We start from the raw sequence: 16,549 nt of genomic DNA, 5'->3' as shown, positions 1-16,549 counted from the left end.
TCTCATCTATAGCAACGCTCCCACCCCAAGAGCGGAATACATATTCAGGTGTAACACATCCAAAATCCATTGAACATGAGCGAGCCTCGTTTTCAAGAAACAGTTCCAAACGTCTTTTTAATTGCGAAGGTAACATAACCTATTCCTCTTTCCGGAACTCCAAGAACTCCTGATAATCCCGAATATAATCCTCTTTTTGGTACACCTCACTAGCCAATACCATACATACAGCTCCAGAAGAAAAATCCTCAAGATCACGCCACATCCCTGGCTTTACATACAGTCCTTGATATGGTCTGTTCAAAAAGAAAGAGCGTTTGCATTTACCATCATCCAGCGTCACAGTAAACGAACCAGATGCAGCAATGATCAATTGTTCCAAATCTCTGTGTGCATGGGCGCCACGGCTCTCACCACCCGGTACGTCATACAGGTAATACACCCTCTTCACATCAAATGGCAAAGTCTCACCATTCTGCACCACTGTCAGGTTTCCCTTTCGGTCGCTATGGTGCTTATCCAGCTCCACCATCGAGCAGTCGAACACACTATATTTTGCCATCTTTCTTCAGTTTTAAGAATTCATCATAATCACGGATATAGTCTTCTGCAGAATACTTCACTGAACCAAACTCCAATGCAAACGAGTTGGTAGAGAAATTCTCCATAGTGCGCCACAGACCAGCAGGGATATACAACCCGTAATAAGAACGGTTCAGTTCAAACTTCTTCTGATGCTCTCCGTCATCCACCAACATATCAAATGCTCCAGATAGAGCAATTACCACTTCCTGATTCTCTTTGAATGCGTGACCGCCACGGTCTTCACCTCCCGGAACATCATAAATCCAATATGTCCGTTTAATCTCAAACGGAATATGGTTATTCTGTTCTGCAAATGAGAGGTTCCCACGAGCATCCAAAAACTTGGGCAGTTCTATTATTCTAACGTCCTCGACTGTTGCCATAGTTATCTTCTAAATGTATCAGAATTAACTGATTCTTTCAGTTCATCAATCACGCGCAACAGGTATTGACCATACTGGTTTTTCAGCATAGGTTTAGCCAGCTCGCGCATCTTCTCCTCGCTAATCCAACCGTTGCGGTAAGCAATACCTTCCAGACAAGCGACCTTCAATCCTTGACGTTTCTCTATTACCTCAACAAACGTTGATGCCTCAGAGAGAGAATCATGGGTACCGGTATCAAGCCATGCGAATCCACGCCCCAAGGTCTGTACCTTCAGTTCGCCATCTTTCAAGAATTCCTGGTTCACGGTAGTAATCTCCAATTCGCCACGGGCTGAAGGTTTGATATGCTTCGCCACATCAACTACCTTGTTGGGATAGAAGTAAAGACCTACCACTGCATAATTTGACTTCGGATTAGCAGGTTTCTCCTCAATAGAGAGACAATTTCCCTCTTTATCAAACTCAGCAACGCCATAGCGTTCAGGATCGTGAACCCAATAGCCAAAAACAGTGGCCTTCTTATTCACCTCAGCATCTTCCACAGCATTTCTCAGGAGTTTTGTAAACCCCGCACCATAGAAAATATTATCACCCAAAACCAAACACGCGCTATCATCACCAATGAACTTCTCACCAATAATAAATGCCTGAGCAAGTCCATCGGGAGAAGGTTGTTCCGCATACTCAAAGTGTACGCCATAGTCAGATCCGTCACCTAAAAGACGTTTGAAGCCTGGCAAGTCGTATGGCGTACTAATGATTAAAATATCCCTAATTCCAGCCAACATAAGTGCAGAAATAGGATAATAAACCATTGGTTTATCATAAATTGGGAGCAATTGCTTGCTCACGCCCTTTGTGATAGGGTAAAGTCTGGTACCGGAACCTCCGGCGAGTACTATGCCTTTCATGTCAACACATATTTCAAAAGAATAAACTAACTTTCAGTATTAAAAATATATCCAGCTGCATAATACCACAACTGTTTCCAAATACTATCTCTATATATATCCTCGTATTTCCAACGGTAATGAAAAAGATTCCTCACAATATGCCACTTTTCCCTCCATCCGCCTTCACCCTCATTGTAAATATAGTCATCATCATATAGAATACTATTTAGCATTCTTTCGGCGTAGGCTTCATTCATCCTAATTTCTGAATTTGAAATCTCAACACCTAAATGATTACAGCAGATAGAGGTTATCGTCTCTGCAAAAATGTTCAAATGAAATCTTTCACAAAACGTATAGAACTTTATCCAATCGACATCATTTTGATGAGCCTTTAAGAAAGTTGCCCAGTCGAGAACCTGCTTCAATCTTAAACCTTCAGTTAAAAAATGAGCACAAGCATGATAGGTCAGAAACATTGCCGTCCATTGAACAGGTGGCATAACAGTAGAAGGAGTAAGTTGTTTAAACTCACTCTCTTCAACTTTCAAAGCCTCTTCCAATTCCTTTTCCAATAATTTGCTTCTTTTACCCTCACGGGTGTGCACAAAGAATTGATGGTTTTCAAATGTTTCACCTTTATAGTTAATAACAGAATGCTTATACCAACTTTCATCTACTGAACTTCCCTCCTGTCGAGCAATGGTATTTCCAACTGAATAATGTTCGAAAAGATAGCAGTCAATATCCCCTGGATTTCTATGCTCAGGTTTGGGATAGAGCGTAGCATTGGCTTGTCCCTTCATCACCATCACACGACAACCGTTATTCTTCCACCTCGTAGCAAGGGCGTTCATAACAGCTGTCTGCTGGCGATTTTTTTGCTCAATTAGCAACACTTCACCAATCCACTCTAGCTTCTGGCTAGCTTTTAAAGCCCTAGTTGCACCATAGGGCGTGGTCTCTAATTTATCTACGCCGTCGAGCATAATACCCAAAACGCCCTGTTCACGAGCTAAGTTCCCTAATGCTTCCCACTTATCTGCTGGTAGCATAATATAGTCTGACAGATTCTCGTCTTCTGCCAAACTATTTCCCAACCCCATTCTCAACAGGGGAACAATAACTTCTTTCATTTTATCTCACAGTATTCAGCAAACCTCTCACATAGATAATTGATATCATATCTTTGGGCGACCTCTTTCACGCGATTACACATTGCCTCATACTCATTCTTAGGCATATCATAGATGCTTTTGATAGCTTGTGCGTATTCTTCTGGATTATCAAAAACCTTGTCAATTCCCAAGTTATGACGATTGATTTCAGAGTATGGCAAATCCGCATTGCAAACCATCGGTTTGCCACTGGCAAATGCCATCATCATCTTATTCATAGATCCACCATAAGGTGCCCAGTTTTTTCCATAGTTAAGTATATGCAAATCAGCATGAGACAAAACGTAAGGAACATATTTCAGCTCTATCCACTTGTTTTTGAATACAACATTTCCAATATGTTCTTTTTCGCAACGTGCTTCTAATCCTGCACGCTCAGGACCGTCACCAAATATTAGAAACTTTATATTCCTTTCTGTCTGTAGTACTTTGGCGGCATCTAGAAGTTGGTCGAGATTGTTAGCAAGCCTGATACTACCAAGATAAATAACTTTGAATGTATCTTTATCCGTCAATTCGTCATCATAAACAGTATAGTTCTCAGCATTATATTTGAACTCTTCTAGACTAATACCATTATTAACATAATGAACACGGTTTATGTCTATAGGACCTCCCTGTTCTTTATCCCATTTTCTCTCTCTTACATAGTCTTGGCCGCCCTCCATAGAGATTACGACATGCTCTCCTTTCGAATAGATATAACGTTGAAGCCTATAGAAAAGTTTTAGTATCGGATTATTCTTTGATATTACCCCAACTTGCTCAAACTCAAACGGCCATAGATCTTCAATATCAACAATATAGCGAGCATTGTATTTCTTGGCAAGCCTCATACAGAGAATATCAAAGGGCGTTTTCGATTCGTGGACAATGATGTCTGGTTTCTTGTCTGCTTTTATTCTCAGCATATTGATGGAGAACACAATGAACGAGAGCACTCGTTTCACAAAACTTTCCCCATATTCTGGGCATTTTACAAACACCAATGGCACATCATCATGAATCTCTTCCTGATAAATACCTTTAAACTTATGAACTATCTTTGAATTATGGATGACTGCAGAACAGAACACCTTTACTTCATACCCCTTGTCTTGAAAGAACTTCGCTTGTCGCAAAGTCCTCATGTGAGTAGCAAATTCAGTGGATGGTGCCGCCTCTTTATTGACAAACCAAATAATCATTAGACAAATAAAAGTTATTTAAAATAATTCTTTATAAAATATAAACCACGTTCTTTAACTAGCAATGATAAAGCTAAGTAACAAAAACCGAATGATAAAGTACAAATAGCAAAACGCACATAGAGATTAGTGAAAACCAACATTATTCCCCAACAAACAAATCCCGAAATCACGGAAAACAAAACCGGCGTAAAAGAAGCTTTAAGCTGTTTAAAGAAACCTATTGAGAAACTGTAGTCCAATATAAATGCGCTAATTATAACATCAAGAATTGAATATACCAATAAACCATAAACCATTACCATAACCCCATATGGAACAGTTATAATTATAGTTAACAGACCAAGTAATTTACGAATTGTTTCTGAAACGAAAAGGTTCTTTGTTTTCCCTATAATTTTAAATGTCGTCATATGAATGTTTGTATATATATAGGAAAGACAAGAGACACATAGAATCATTAAATATGGCACCAAATCAAGCCACTTGTCTCCTAGCACAATCATTATAATATCATGACAATTAACCAACAAGTATACATTAATAGGCACTACCACATATAATGATAAGTGTAGCATCTCTAAAACTTTATTCTTTAATTCTTCTTTATTATCTTGAGCTCGTGCAAGAACAGGAAACATTGCCCTCATTGAAAAATTACTAAACGTTGTCGGTACAAGGCTAGAGAAAGAATACGCACGGTTGTAAAGGCCAAGTTCTCTTGAGTCATATTTGGCTCCAATAACTAAAGAATACAAATTATTATAGATTGCATGTACCACAGAAGTTAACATTACAGGAAAGCCAAAAGAAATCATGCTCTTAAATGATTCCATAGAAAATTCAAAGGATGGTTTCCATTTAGTAACAAAGAAATAAGCTATAGTTGACAAGCATGATGTTATCATTATCTGGATAACCAGGGCCCAATAAGCCAAACCGTTGTATGCCGTGATAATAGCTACGACTCCTGAAAATATATTAATAGCTGTGGTTATATACGCAAATTGCTTAAATTGTAGGTTTTTATGCATAATTGTCATAGGAACTATCCCTATGGCATTTATAACAAGACTAAACAAATATACTCTTGTTAAGCTTATTAACAAGTCATTCTTATATAGTTTTGCTATTAGAGGAGCACATATAAACAAAAGAAGGTACAATATTACTGAGACACTGACAGCAAAAACAAACACACTATTAAAATCCTTATCTGTACAATTCTTCTTTTGAATTAATGCGCCAGATAAACCACTATCAATAAAAGCTTGTGCTAGGCCAAAAAAGATAGCAAGCATAGCTATTAAGCCGTAGTCCTCAGGTGTCAACAGGCGGGCTATTATTACTGTTATAATAAAATGAATTCCCTGGTTTGCAATATTTTGAATACCACTCCAAAGAACACTACTCTTTGCTTCGCTTTTCATACCGTATATTGCGAGTTTAACTAGTCTCTCTTTATATCACGCTCTATTTTAAACGTTTTGATGTACTCCACGATTCTTCCTATGATAATACAAGTGATTATAGAAATAATTACGATTAGCATATTACACCAAAACGAATCCACGATTGAAACTTCATTACTTGATAAAATCAAACTAATTATTCTCCGATACAAGCCAAAAAATAAAATATGATATGACAACACCACAATAGAATTCGTTCCAATCTTCTCAAAAAATAGACGAACAGGTAAAAGTAATTTTTTATAGCATAAACTAATACAAAACAGTGAACCACAAATCCCAGCAATCAAAGTATTAATTTGCCCCCCCCAAAATCTTCTTATGCTTAGATTTACCGGACCATTATCATAACATACTGCAATATAGCATAATAGTAGGGTCGCTGTAGCTAACCAATTAAAGTTAAGACTAATATTTTTGTTTTTTAAAGAATACCCTATAAGCATCACTACAGTAAAAAAGGGTACCATATCAATACTCCATGGCAATAAAATTGGTATAGATGACAATGCAATGGAGACAGAAATAAGAACAGCAAGTAAACAAAGTCCTTTCCTGAAACTTCTAGAATAATAACCAATAACAGCATGGAATAGAATTGAAGTTGAAAAGAACGATGTTAAATACCATAGAGGAGCATTACCACTAACCATTATAGATTCACCTCCTATGTAAATTGAATTACGTGAATATAAGACTCCTAAAAGTGATGTTATTATATAATCTGAAGAGAAAGAGTTTAAAACTGCATATATAATGAGAAGAATTAAACTGTTAACGAAATAAGGCAAAAGAACACGTTTACTTTTTTTCTTTATGCTGGACCAATAACTGTTTCTCTCCTTACTCAAATAACCCGACAACAAAAAAAATGCAACGATATAAAACTCGGTCAAGTAATATGAAACAATACAAGCATGAGACAACACGACTAAGAATAATGCCATGCCTCTAGCAACATCCAAAGCACTATCTCTAGAACTAACGTTACTTTGAGTTCTTTGATTTAATATTTTAATATCGGTCATTACCATAAACTTTTCTTTCCGTATAACAACAAAGACAAAAAGGGTATAGCTTTAATTATATCTGAAATCTTAATTGTCAGTAATGCAAATGGAATAGAAATCACATATAATGCAAGAAGCAGCGGAATACTATTTATCATGCTTGTATCTAGACAACACTTCAAGCAAATTGATATGACACAAAAATGCGTTAAGTAAATTTCTATAGTATGTGTACCCAAATAGTTATAAAGCCCTTGAACCTTTGCAGGAATATTACTATAATAATGCTTAACGATCGCATAGGCCACCAAAGAGAACAAAACTGAACATGTAAGTTTTATAGCCTCTCTATAATACGCTGGTTCCATTTTAAAATCGTAGAATGGAACTATGCAAAAGAAAAACAATGCCGCAATAAAAATGATCAGCATATTCAGTTTCTCATTTATTTTTATGTCAGAATAAGTTTGCACCATATGCCCCCATATAAAGCAACAAAGGTACATTGGGTTAACCCATGAATAGCCAGAGCCTATTAATCTATGTTTAATCAATAATAATATAACAATAACAGGAACTGACAATAGTAATGAAGCATTCAGACCTAAACGATTTTTACAGCCAGAACTAACAGTACAACATATATAATATATAATTTGGATAAAAAATAATTCAAATAAAAACCATGGAGCATCAATATAAGGATCTTTAAGAATAACAAATAAGCGTTTCGGAATCTCAAGAAAATTTAACTGACCTAGTTTCATTGAAAGTACCCCCCCCCATACTAAGAATGGGAGCAGTAGCTGTATGGATTTCTTTTTTAAAAATGAAGGAAATCTCTGCCAAGTGTTATTTGAGCACGAAAGAGCAGCGACACACCCACTTAAAAAAAAGAAAAAACCCATATGAAAACTGTATATGGAATTAAAACAACTTGTTGCAGTGGTTCCTGTCAAATTATACTGAATAAAATGCCCCATTACAACAAAAACAATTGCAATACCACGTAAAAAGTCAAGATACTCGATTCTATGGCTCATAATAAATTCGTTTTTACAAATTATTCAATTCTAATGCAAACCTTGAATAATTGACATCGGCATTGTAGTTTGAATTCCAAAAAGAACGAGTATCGTAATTATGGCTTAATACTATTTCTATAGCCTTACAAACTTCTTCAATAGATGGGTTATCGCTAACAAGAACCCCAGTTTCATCTGTTACGATTTCGCTATTACCACCAACATTAGTAGCCACAACCGGGATTCCACAAGAAATAGCTTCCATGATTGATACCGGAATTCCTTCTGATGTGCTTAGATTAATGAATACATCCACCTGATTATGTTGATAATAATCAACAACATAGTCGTGAGGCTTAATTCCTGTAATGGTAGCCTTCAGATTACTATTTGCTGTATTCTTTATCCGTTCTTTTAATGTAAGTTCGTCTTCCCCGCCACCTATATGGGTCCATAACACTTCATGAGAGGCTGCAAATCGATTCACACAATCATAGATCATAGAGACCCTTTTCAAGGGATAGATTGAAGAACAAGAAAGAATTCGTATAATCCCATCTGTACTTTTTTCAGAAACGCCAAAATCTCTGCTCCCCAAAGGCGCATGTACTGTACGTTTTGTTCGGTAACGTTCCTTGAAATATTTCTCCCCCTTCTTTGATATAAATACAGCTATATCTAAACTATCGGCCACCTGGCTTCTTAAGGGGACGCATCCTCCACTTGATTCTTCCCATAAATCCCACTCTCCGTGAAATCTTGAAACAATGTTTGTTTTTCCTTTCCACAACACGCTCAGAAGATTACTCCATTTCCCCCAATAGAAATAGCATACATCATTCTTCGATAGATTATCGCCTATTCCCATTATATCATTTCTATGACAAAGATTATTCATAAAAGAGTAGGCTTTAATCCAGGTAATCAATCTCTTTCTACTGGTAAAAACTTTCAAGTTAAATAACTCAGGGAACAGCAGCTTGAAGCCAGTAAATGAAAAGATCCCCTTTAAAATAAACGAAAATTTATTACTTAGAATAGGAGGCAAAACTGAATAATTATCAGGAATACCTTTTTTTGAATCCGTTTCCCAAGTGTATGGAATAATAATAATGCTGTCAAAGTATCTACTAATATATTCTAATTCATCCTCTAAGAAACAATCACCCATGATATTATACGGATAGACAGCCGAAAAAATATACAAATTATGCTTCATCTAAAATCGCTTTACTATTACTCTTGAATCAGCCTTTAATATAAGACTCGCTTTCAAGAAAATGGGGAATAAAATGAAAATCAAAGTATCACCAGTTACAATCGATGCATTATGAAATAGACATATAGCAGAATAGATTAAAACAGATCCTGCTAATGTACGAACAGTACCCATTCTTTTTGACAAAAAGAAATTTAGAGAAATCCAAATCATATAAATATATATGTAGATAGCAACAATACCTCCAACAAGGCCACTATTAATAAATGCTAGCAAAAAGAAATTATGAGGAGCAATATCTGTCATTTTACTATAAGACACAGGCCCGCCCAATAACAAATTTTGCTTAAGAAATTCAACAGCCATCGCCCAAATAACCATTCTATCGTCCTCCTTAAAGTTTGTATTACTAATTCTACCCAACTTATCACTTAATAACAAATCAGGTAAATAATATACAACGAATATTAAAATGGCTAAAACAGCAAAAAATAAAATCTTTTTATTATTTTTCTCTTTAAAGAATAGATAGGCAGCGGTAAGGAGAAAAACAGCAAAAGCAGTGCGTTCTTGTGTCACAAAACAAGAAAAAAAACAAAAAAATAGACAACCTATCAAGCCCAACTTTTCGATTCTCTTAACCTTAGTGAACATATATGCCATTGACATTATTCCTATTGTTGCCAAGCAATTAGCATTAGTAAAGACACGGCCGAAAATACCAATGGGTAACGATGCACCAAATAACTGATTAATATCATAGTTACCATCACTTGAGATGTCAGAAACCTCATCTGAAACCGTAGTTATTACCATTGCAATAGCTTTCCCGATAGGATTCCCTATATGCTGCAATACGGTAACGACACCATCTACGATAATAAGTGCTAAAAGAAAATATATTACAGCTTTCAACTGCTTTTGATCATTAATATAGTATTCAAAAGCAAAGAATGTAATGAAACAGTTCAAATAATATGATAGAAACATCTTCGTGAAATCATACGCTCCATATTCTCCATTGAGAAAGAGTGTTAAAGCTGTAATAATCACGAAAATTGCGTAAGAATAAACTACTTTTTTCGGCATTGGGAAAACAACCCCCGCTTTTCCCATACTGATTCTTTTACATAATAAAACAATCAGCATTATAACGGTCATATACACTCTTATCGAGTAAGGTCCAACATTATATGAACCTAAGACCAGTATTGAAAATAAGTAGAAGAAAAAGAAAACCATTAATGTTAAATAAAGTTATTCAGTAAAAGTACAACCTGAGAAATTTGTTCTATTGTTATAGCGGAACCTATAGGGAGGCTCAGTTCTTCATCTGCTATCTTCTCAGTAATAGGCAGGCTCAACTGAGGTATATTCCACTCTTCTTTTGCATAGCACTCCTGCTTATGGGGGGCAATGGGATAGTGACATACCGTACCCACACCATTCTGCTCCAAATAATCATGTAGGGCATCACGATTGCCTTCAGCCACTAGAATCGGGAACAAATGGTATGCATTCTGCTCATCTGGTAGCAAATCAGGAAGTGTAATTAGTGGATTGTTGATATGCTCATAATAGTAATGAGCAACCTCTTTACGATGAGCATTATCTTCCACCAGATATTTCAACTTCACATCCAGCACAGCTGCCTGAATCTCATCCAGACGGCTGTTGCGACCCGTGTATTTGAAGACATATTTCTTTTGTGAACCATAATTTGCCAAAGCACGTACAGCAGCAGCCAACTCTGGATCATTGGTTGTTACAGCACCGCCATCGCCAAGAGCACCAAGATTCTTACCTGGATAGAAGCTATGACCAGCCGCATCACCAATGCTACCGGTTACACGTCCATCTGTGTGCTTGCAACCATGAGCCTGAGCATTGTCCTCAACCAGTTTCAGGTTATACTTCTTGCAAAGAGCACCAATCTTATCCGTATAAGCATTGCGCCCATAAAGGTGGACAATTGCGATAGCCTTGGTCTTAGGAGTGATAGCTGCTTCAATAAGGTCATCATCAATTTCCAAAGTGTTCAACTTGGGCTCTACAAGAACGGGCTTTAAACCATTCTCTGTGATTGCAAGGATGGTGGCAATGTAAGTGTTTGCCGGAACTATAACCTCGTCACCAGGCTGCATCACACCCATCTCGATGTATGCACGGAAAATCCAGATAAGAGCATCCAGACCGTTGGCGCAACCAATGGTGTACTTTGTTCCAATAAACATGGAGTAGTTCTCTTCGAACCGCTCATTTTCTTTTCCTTGGAGATACCAACCACCATTTACTACACGACTAACAGCCTCATTAATCTCAGCTCCATGCAGAGCAGTTACGTCTTTAAGACTTAAAAAAGGTATATTCATATTGTTATTCTTGTTATAATTGAATCTTGAAACTTGAAACTAGATTTAGAAGTTCACTTTTCTATAAAACTTTGCGGGGTTGCCTAACCACAACTCTCCGGCAGGAACATCTTTAGTAACCACAGAACCAGCGGCCACAAAAGCGCCCTCACCTATGGTAATTCCAGGCAAAATGACGCTCCCAGCTCCAATAGTTGCGCCTTTACATACTCTCGTTTTAAATAACTTCCAATCCTTATTCTTAGAACGCGGATACATATCGTTGGTGAATGTCACATTAGAGCCAATCATTACGTTGTCCTCTAGTGTAATTCCATCCCAGATTTGTACGCCACACTTAACTGTAACATTATTACCTATCACTACTTCGTTCTCAATAAGGCAATGGGAACAGATATTACAATTCTCTCCTATCTTACAATCAGGGAATATCACACAGAACTGCCACACGTTTGTAGATGATGGGATGTTACTATTTTTACAATCAGCTAGCTCATGTATCATAATTTTATCAATCTATGTTGTTAATCTTGAAGAAAGAAACACCTTAAACAGGTTCATTTTCTATCAGTTTAGTGTAACTACTCACAAATACTTCCTTATCAAATAGGCTTTCTGCAATAACTCTACTTTCTTTACCAAATTGCTCCAATTGATTATCATCCAGCAGAAAAATTTTCAAGAAAGAAGACACGATACTTTGAACCTCCGTCGGATTAAATAGGTAACCATTTATGCCGTCCTTTACCATAATACTATTATCACTAACATCCCCAACCAACATCGGCATGCCACAGCAAATTGCTTCAGAAATAGAGTTAGAAAAACCCTCAAATAGTGATGGCTGACAGATAGCATTAAATTGCCCCATGAATAGCCGCGTGTCTTTAACAGCACTATGGAAGAACAAATACTCTCCTGTTTTATATTCTTCAGCCCATTGTTTATACGGACAATCGCTTTCTACATTACCATACCAATGAACTTCAAATTTTTTACTTGTTTCGTTCTTCAAGTTATTCATTGCGATAATGAAGTTCCTTACGTTTTTCTGCAGCCCGACACGACTAAAAACGCCTATTCTAAAACAATCTTTATAAGGAGGAAGTTTGACAATACTATATTTGTTTAAATCGGTATAATTAATAATCGTGTATACTTTATTACTCCATCTAGGACGGATTGTGTTTATATAATCTTTTTGAGTGAAGCTATTTGCGACAATATAGTTGGCTCTTTTATAAGCTCCTCCGAATAAAAATTTCTCATATTTATCTGACTTCCCATAATGAGTGTTTCGTTCGCCGCAAATCAGATTAATTTTCTTCTTACTCCTGAACAATAAAGGTATAATCACCCTTGCATTACATGCTTGTCGATAACTAATAACACAGTCTGTTTTGACTTGAAGAAAATATAATAAAACAGAAAACAATCTACCAATGGCAGACTTTCGGTCTGTTAGGTTAATGCGCTTTATTGAGTTAGACAATTGATAATGATCTGGTAAATCAGAATATGTCACAAAAGAAACCTCATAACCATTTTCAGCTAATAAATTTGCTAATATGGCCAATTGATGCTCTGCACCTCCACCTGACAAAGATTCTGTAAAACAAACAATTCTTTTCATTTTAGCTTCTTTGACGAAATAATATTTTTAGCATTATTCGATTAAAAACCTCCCAACTTTGTTCTTGCGTAACAATACTGAAAACAAATATGAGAACAATAGTGCTATCACAAAACCGAACCACGGCAAAATAACGGAAGGGATAAACTGAGGGACCTCAGTATAATAATATATATATTTTAAAATAAACTGCTGAAAAATGTAAACACCAAAACAACCACTTCCAACGCTAATCAACCAATCACTAACTGTAAATCTTTTGGATATTTTAAGACAAGTTAGCCAAAACAAAAGCGTGCCAATTATTGAATACATTATGTGGAGTAAATTATCCAACACCAACAAAAGGGCCCTAGATATCAACTCTGATTTCTCCAAGTAAATGGATTCTAAAGACCCTCTTAGTTTAAATACTAATGTGAAGAAAATGGCATAAATAATCCATAAGGGTATCACATTTAGCTTATTTATTTTCCCCATGAAAGATGTCTGATTCTTAAAGCATAAGAATCCAGTATAAAAATAAAAGAAGTAATATAAAGAAGACGTCATTCTAAATGGGAGGGGGACGAAACTAATTAAAGCAAGGGAAAAAGCAATAAGCAATTTTACACCATCATTTAATTTTATATATTGGAATAGCCAGCAAAGAATAAAACACCAAAACAGCATCGGAAGAAACCAGAGATGTCCAATTCCACCCCAACAAATTTCAATCAGAGTTTTTTTGACGTCAGAAATATCATAAAATAAAACAACATATATAATTCCAAAGACAACAAAAGGGACTAATAATCTTACACTTTTCTTTTTTATCAAGTCCCAAAATGTATAGTTCTTGTTGAGCTTTATACATTGGAATGAATATACATAGCCAGACATAAAAACAAAAGATTCCAACATAAAGCCATAAAAGAAACTTGCCAGCCATGAATAAACTGTATTACCCGAATAACCCATGGGAATATCCCAACCACCATTCGAAATAGCAAATGCATGGTAAAAAACCAATATTAATATTAATACTGGCCTCATTATGTATATATCATATAATTTATCCACGTGTATGTGCTGTGAAGACATTTAGAACTAATAAAAACAGATATTTGAAAAATTGAACTATGAGCATCCTTATTCTGCGGAAGAAAGCTAAAGGAGAGATATTAAATATTCTCCGGCCAGGGACAAATACCATCCATGCATAATAATGCAAATACATTTTGGCTTTTTTGATATCAATTCTCCACTGCCAGTCTCTATTCGCGCATAACCCATTAGGACTAAAATAGTAATCCCTTAAGCAAGCATTGAAGCAAATTTGTTTTAGTCCTTTAACAGAAAGTGCAAACCAGACCCTATTTTCAGGATAAAACCGACTTTTAATATTAGGAAAAACAATTTGCTTTATTTCGTTTGTCTTATTGATATACCAATGTTCACCCGTGCACTTATATTTATATTCAAGTTCTATATAGTCACAAATTAGACCATCCTTAGGATAAGGGTCACATTTCATGTTCCCAGTATTGGGGTCACGTGTGCACACATTAATACCTACGATAGTTGAATCATTAAGGTCCTCTATATAATTCGCTTTCTCGTTTAAAAACTCCAAAGAAATGTTAACAAAACTATCATCACAATCTGCACATATAAAATAATCACTATCTGCGAGACCTGCAACCTTATTCCAAGAGATATGCTTACCACAATTTTCTTGATCAATAAAGGTGATCTTATCTTTAATAGTGCTATTATTAATTAGATCTATAATCGTTGTTTTACTATTATCCGTAGATCCGTCATTAACTATAAACCATTCAAAATTAGTATAGGTCTGTTTCTCCATAGAAGAAAAGACACGGTTTATAGTATCTGCGCCATTAAAACATGGTGTAAAGATTGTAAATTTATAGTTCTTCACTGATTTCTTACTTATGAGAAACATTAAATCATTGAACGAATATAGTCATAAATATACCGAGGAGAGAATAAATTTCGCCTTTTACTATACTCTTTGTTTTCCAATTGGGCCTTTGGGGCTATAGGTCGTTCTTTAGATAATACAATTCCTTCTTTATTTAAAAAATTACCTATATACTCCTCTACATATGCGCCTCTGAATAAAACGCCACCTGAATCATAGTCAAAAACACTGCCAACTTTCTCGCTAACTACATAAGGTTGCAAAGCTAATCTTTTACTACGTTTTGAACCGAACCATTCAAACTGCCAAGCCGTCTCATGTTTTCTTAATACTTGGCGTAAATAACTCTTTCGCCATATACCTGCTTGTGTGGTTATACGAAAGAATTGTGATTTAGGCACTTGAACCACGTCTCTAAAATCTTGTTTTTTATCTGAAAGAGATGAAGCTTTTTGTTGAATAAGACACAAGAAGCCCATATTCTTATCATTTTCAAAGACTTCCATACAATGGTTTAACAAGTTCACATTCACTGGAGATTTCAACCAAAAATCATCAAGCATAAAAATGATGTAATCACTATCAATATGATCTAACAAATCAATAAGATTCTGAGACCATGTATTCGTTTGAGGAACATTAAGAGGACAATGGATATCAAACCCCTCATATGTGAATGATTTACTCTCTGTACAAATGTATACAGGAAAATCAAAGGCTTGCCAATATTTTTTTATCAAAGAAAAAAATGGAGCCCATAAATCACTGTAATTATCACAAGACGAAACGACAACTGAATATCTATTATTCATATTTAAATGATTTAATCTAATTCGTAAATTTTATTGGAGTGATTTCTTCTTTTATTTTCCGGGGGTAACTCCATATAATTACCATATATTTGTTTTAATATGACATCATATTGTTCTACTCCATAAAAAGAAGAATCTTCAAATTGATATAATTTAGGCGAACCATAATAAATCCGATTTATGATTCCTCTGTCACAATAAATACCAAAAAAATTAATATATGCCTCATCACCAGTATTATTGACTTTCTCAATAAACTTTCTATCTCGTTCTAGCCAATAATCAACACTTTTATTTTTAAAAAGAATGTGAACTATTTTATGAAACAGCCTAGTTTGCCATGACTCATGTACAAACGACAGATAATACGCTGAAATTAAAAGCGTATCTAATTGTTTTCTTTTTATATACGGATTTACCTTATTACTATCCAAACTACATTCTTCCAATGGGAAAATATCAATATTAATACCTATGCGTAAATCATTATGCCCACGTCTTTGTGGATCATCTATCCAAGTCTTTGTATCTTCAATCTTTATGAAGCTTAGAGGATAATTTGCGGTTTTATATGAAATAACACGGTATGGACTATGTATCCCCTTTTCAAGGGCATCAATTAATAAGTCAAAATACTTACGAGGAACACCAAAGTCCATGTCATCATCCCAGGGAATAAATCCCTTATGGCGAATCGCTCCTAACATTGTACCCCCTATCATGTAATAAGGAATATTATTGTTTTCACAAATAATATGAAACAGATTAGCTATTTTAATTAGCCTACCATGGCATTCATTCAAAGATAACTCCTTCATAATGTAACAAGTGACTATTCAGTATTGTCAAA

General features: G+C 35.6%; 17 protein-coding genes. All 17 read right to left on the bottom strand.

The window, feature by feature from the left end:
- Positions 1–139: 139 nt before the first annotated feature.
- The 17 genes from L6468_RS00880 to L6468_RS00800 all read right to left on the bottom strand — a co-directional run bounded on the left by L6468_RS00880 (position 140) and on the right by L6468_RS00800 (position 16,517).
- The gene (locus L6468_RS00880) at positions 140–562 is read right to left on the bottom strand and encodes a sugar 3,4-ketoisomerase (protein WP_237794326.1); all 423 of its coding nucleotides are present in this window, start codon (positions 560–562) and stop codon (positions 140–142) included.
- Positions 549–968 (bottom strand): sugar 3,4-ketoisomerase, encoded by a 420-nt coding sequence (locus L6468_RS00875; RefSeq protein ID WP_237794324.1) that lies wholly within the window; start codon positions 966–968, stop codon positions 549–551. The genes L6468_RS00880 and L6468_RS00875 overlap by 14 nt, the downstream gene beginning before the upstream one ends.
- A 2-nt stretch (positions 969–970) precedes the next feature.
- Positions 971–1,882 carry a glucose-1-phosphate thymidylyltransferase RfbA gene (gene rfbA, locus L6468_RS00870; protein WP_237794322.1) on the bottom strand — a complete coding sequence of 304 codons (912 nt, stop codon included), beginning with the start codon at positions 1,880–1,882 and terminating at the stop codon, positions 971–973.
- Positions 1,883–1,908: 26 nt separating this feature from the next.
- Positions 1,909–3,000 (bottom strand): nucleotidyltransferase family protein, encoded by a 1,092-nt coding sequence (locus tag L6468_RS00865; RefSeq protein ID WP_237794321.1) that lies wholly within the window; start codon positions 2,998–3,000, stop codon positions 1,909–1,911.
- Complete coding sequence (locus tag L6468_RS00860; protein WP_237794319.1) at positions 2,997–4,229, bottom strand: glycosyltransferase family 4 protein; 1,233 nt, start codon at positions 4,227–4,229, stop codon at positions 2,997–2,999. Before L6468_RS00860 ends, L6468_RS00865 begins: the two co-directional genes overlap by 4 nt.
- A gap of 14 nt (positions 4,230–4,243) precedes the next feature.
- Positions 4,244–5,659, bottom strand: a complete 1,416-nt coding sequence (locus L6468_RS00855; protein WP_237794317.1) for a lipopolysaccharide biosynthesis protein — start codon at positions 5,657–5,659, stop codon at positions 4,244–4,246.
- 20 nt (positions 5,660–5,679) lie between these two features.
- On the bottom strand, positions 5,680–6,729 hold the full coding sequence (locus L6468_RS00850; protein ID WP_237794315.1) for an acyltransferase family protein: 1,050 nt from the start codon (positions 6,727–6,729) through the stop codon (positions 5,680–5,682).
- Complete coding sequence (locus L6468_RS00845) at positions 6,729–7,754, bottom strand: acyltransferase family protein (RefSeq protein ID WP_237794313.1); 1,026 nt, start codon at positions 7,752–7,754, stop codon at positions 6,729–6,731. The genes L6468_RS00850 and L6468_RS00845 overlap by 1 nt, the downstream gene beginning before the upstream one ends.
- Before the next feature lie 13 nt (positions 7,755–7,767).
- Positions 7,768–8,955, bottom strand: coding sequence for a glycosyltransferase (locus L6468_RS00840; RefSeq protein WP_237794311.1), 1,188 nt, complete (start codon positions 8,953–8,955; stop codon positions 7,768–7,770).
- Entirely contained in the window at positions 8,956–10,071 is a 1,116-nt protein-coding gene (locus L6468_RS00835; protein ID WP_237794309.1) for an O-antigen ligase family protein, read from the bottom strand.
- A 131-nt stretch (positions 10,072–10,202) separates the two neighbouring features.
- Positions 10,203–11,327, bottom strand: a complete 1,125-nt coding sequence (locus tag L6468_RS00830; protein ID WP_237794307.1) for a DegT/DnrJ/EryC1/StrS family aminotransferase — start codon at positions 11,325–11,327, stop codon at positions 10,203–10,205.
- Positions 11,328–11,372: 45 nt separating this feature from the next.
- Positions 11,373–11,831: an acyltransferase gene (locus tag L6468_RS00825; RefSeq protein ID WP_237794305.1), complete on the bottom strand. Its 459-nt coding sequence runs from the start codon at positions 11,829–11,831 to the stop codon at positions 11,373–11,375.
- A 43-nt stretch (positions 11,832–11,874) separates the two neighbouring features.
- A complete protein-coding gene (locus L6468_RS00820; protein WP_237794303.1) occupies positions 11,875–12,960 on the bottom strand; it encodes a glycosyltransferase family 4 protein in 1,086 nt (361 codons plus the stop codon).
- Positions 12,961–12,993: 33 nt separating this feature from the next.
- A complete protein-coding gene (locus L6468_RS00815; protein WP_237794301.1) occupies positions 12,994–13,995 on the bottom strand; it encodes an acyltransferase family protein in 1,002 nt (333 codons plus the stop codon).
- Positions 13,996–14,014: 19 nt separating this feature from the next.
- Positions 14,015–14,908 (bottom strand): glycosyltransferase family 2 protein, encoded by an 894-nt coding sequence (locus tag L6468_RS00810; protein WP_255779408.1) that lies wholly within the window; start codon positions 14,906–14,908, stop codon positions 14,015–14,017.
- Positions 14,908–15,699: a hypothetical protein gene (locus L6468_RS00805; RefSeq protein WP_237794298.1), complete on the bottom strand. Its 792-nt coding sequence runs from the start codon at positions 15,697–15,699 to the stop codon at positions 14,908–14,910. The genes L6468_RS00810 and L6468_RS00805 overlap by 1 nt, the downstream gene beginning before the upstream one ends.
- 11 nt (positions 15,700–15,710) lie before the next feature.
- On the bottom strand, positions 15,711–16,517 hold the full coding sequence (locus L6468_RS00800; RefSeq protein WP_237794296.1) for a LicD family protein: 807 nt from the start codon (positions 16,515–16,517) through the stop codon (positions 15,711–15,713).
- Positions 16,518–16,549 lie beyond the last annotated feature (32 nt).

The sequence above is a fragment of the Prevotella communis genome (assembly GCF_022024115.1).
Taxonomy (GTDB): Bacteria; Bacteroidota; Bacteroidia; order Bacteroidales; family Bacteroidaceae; genus Prevotella; species Prevotella communis.
Note: the sequence above shows the minus strand (reverse complement) of the source record. Positions and strands in the feature narration are given on the sequence as shown.

Coding starts and splice junctions, on each gene's coding strand:
- L6468_RS00805 (WP_237794298.1), bottom strand. CDS start 15,699: ATGAATAATAGATATTCAGTTGTCGTTTCGTCTTGTGATAATTACAGT.
- L6468_RS00810 (WP_255779408.1), bottom strand. CDS start 14,908: ATGTTTCTCATAAGTAAGAAATCAGTGAAGAACTATAAATTTACAATC.
- L6468_RS00875 (WP_237794324.1), bottom strand. CDS start 968: ATGGCAACAGTCGAGGACGTTAGAATAATAGAACTGCCCAAGTTTTTG.
- L6468_RS00855 (WP_237794317.1), bottom strand. CDS start 5,659: ATGAAAAGCGAAGCAAAGAGTAGTGTTCTTTGGAGTGGTATTCAAAAT.
- rfbA (WP_237794322.1), bottom strand. CDS start 1,882: ATGAAAGGCATAGTACTCGCCGGAGGTTCCGGTACCAGACTTTACCCT.
- L6468_RS00850 (WP_237794315.1), bottom strand. CDS start 6,729: ATGACCGATATTAAAATATTAAATCAAAGAACTCAAAGTAACGTTAGT.
- L6468_RS00865 (WP_237794321.1), bottom strand. CDS start 3,000: ATGAAAGAAGTTATTGTTCCCCTGTTGAGAATGGGGTTGGGAAATAGT.
- L6468_RS00815 (WP_237794301.1), bottom strand. CDS start 13,995: ATGAGGCCAGTATTAATATTAATATTGGTTTTTTACCATGCATTTGCT.
- L6468_RS00800 (WP_237794296.1), bottom strand. CDS start 16,517: ATGAAGGAGTTATCTTTGAATGAATGCCATGGTAGGCTAATTAAAATA.
- L6468_RS00825 (WP_237794305.1), bottom strand. CDS start 11,831: ATGATACATGAGCTAGCTGATTGTAAAAATAGTAACATCCCATCATCT.
- L6468_RS00840 (WP_237794311.1), bottom strand. CDS start 8,955: ATGAAGCATAATTTGTATATTTTTTCGGCTGTCTATCCGTATAATATC.
- L6468_RS00860 (WP_237794319.1), bottom strand. CDS start 4,229: ATGATTATTTGGTTTGTCAATAAAGAGGCGGCACCATCCACTGAATTT.
- L6468_RS00880 (WP_237794326.1), bottom strand. CDS start 562: ATGGCAAAATATAGTGTGTTCGACTGCTCGATGGTGGAGCTGGATAAG.
- L6468_RS00845 (WP_237794313.1), bottom strand. CDS start 7,754: ATGAGCCATAGAATCGAGTATCTTGACTTTTTACGTGGTATTGCAATT.
- L6468_RS00820 (WP_237794303.1), bottom strand. CDS start 12,960: ATGAAAAGAATTGTTTGTTTTACAGAATCTTTGTCAGGTGGAGGTGCA.
- L6468_RS00835 (WP_237794309.1), bottom strand. CDS start 10,071: ATGGGAAAAGCGGGGGTTGTTTTCCCAATGCCGAAAAAAGTAGTTTAT.
- L6468_RS00830 (WP_237794307.1), bottom strand. CDS start 11,327: ATGAATATACCTTTTTTAAGTCTTAAAGACGTAACTGCTCTGCATGGA.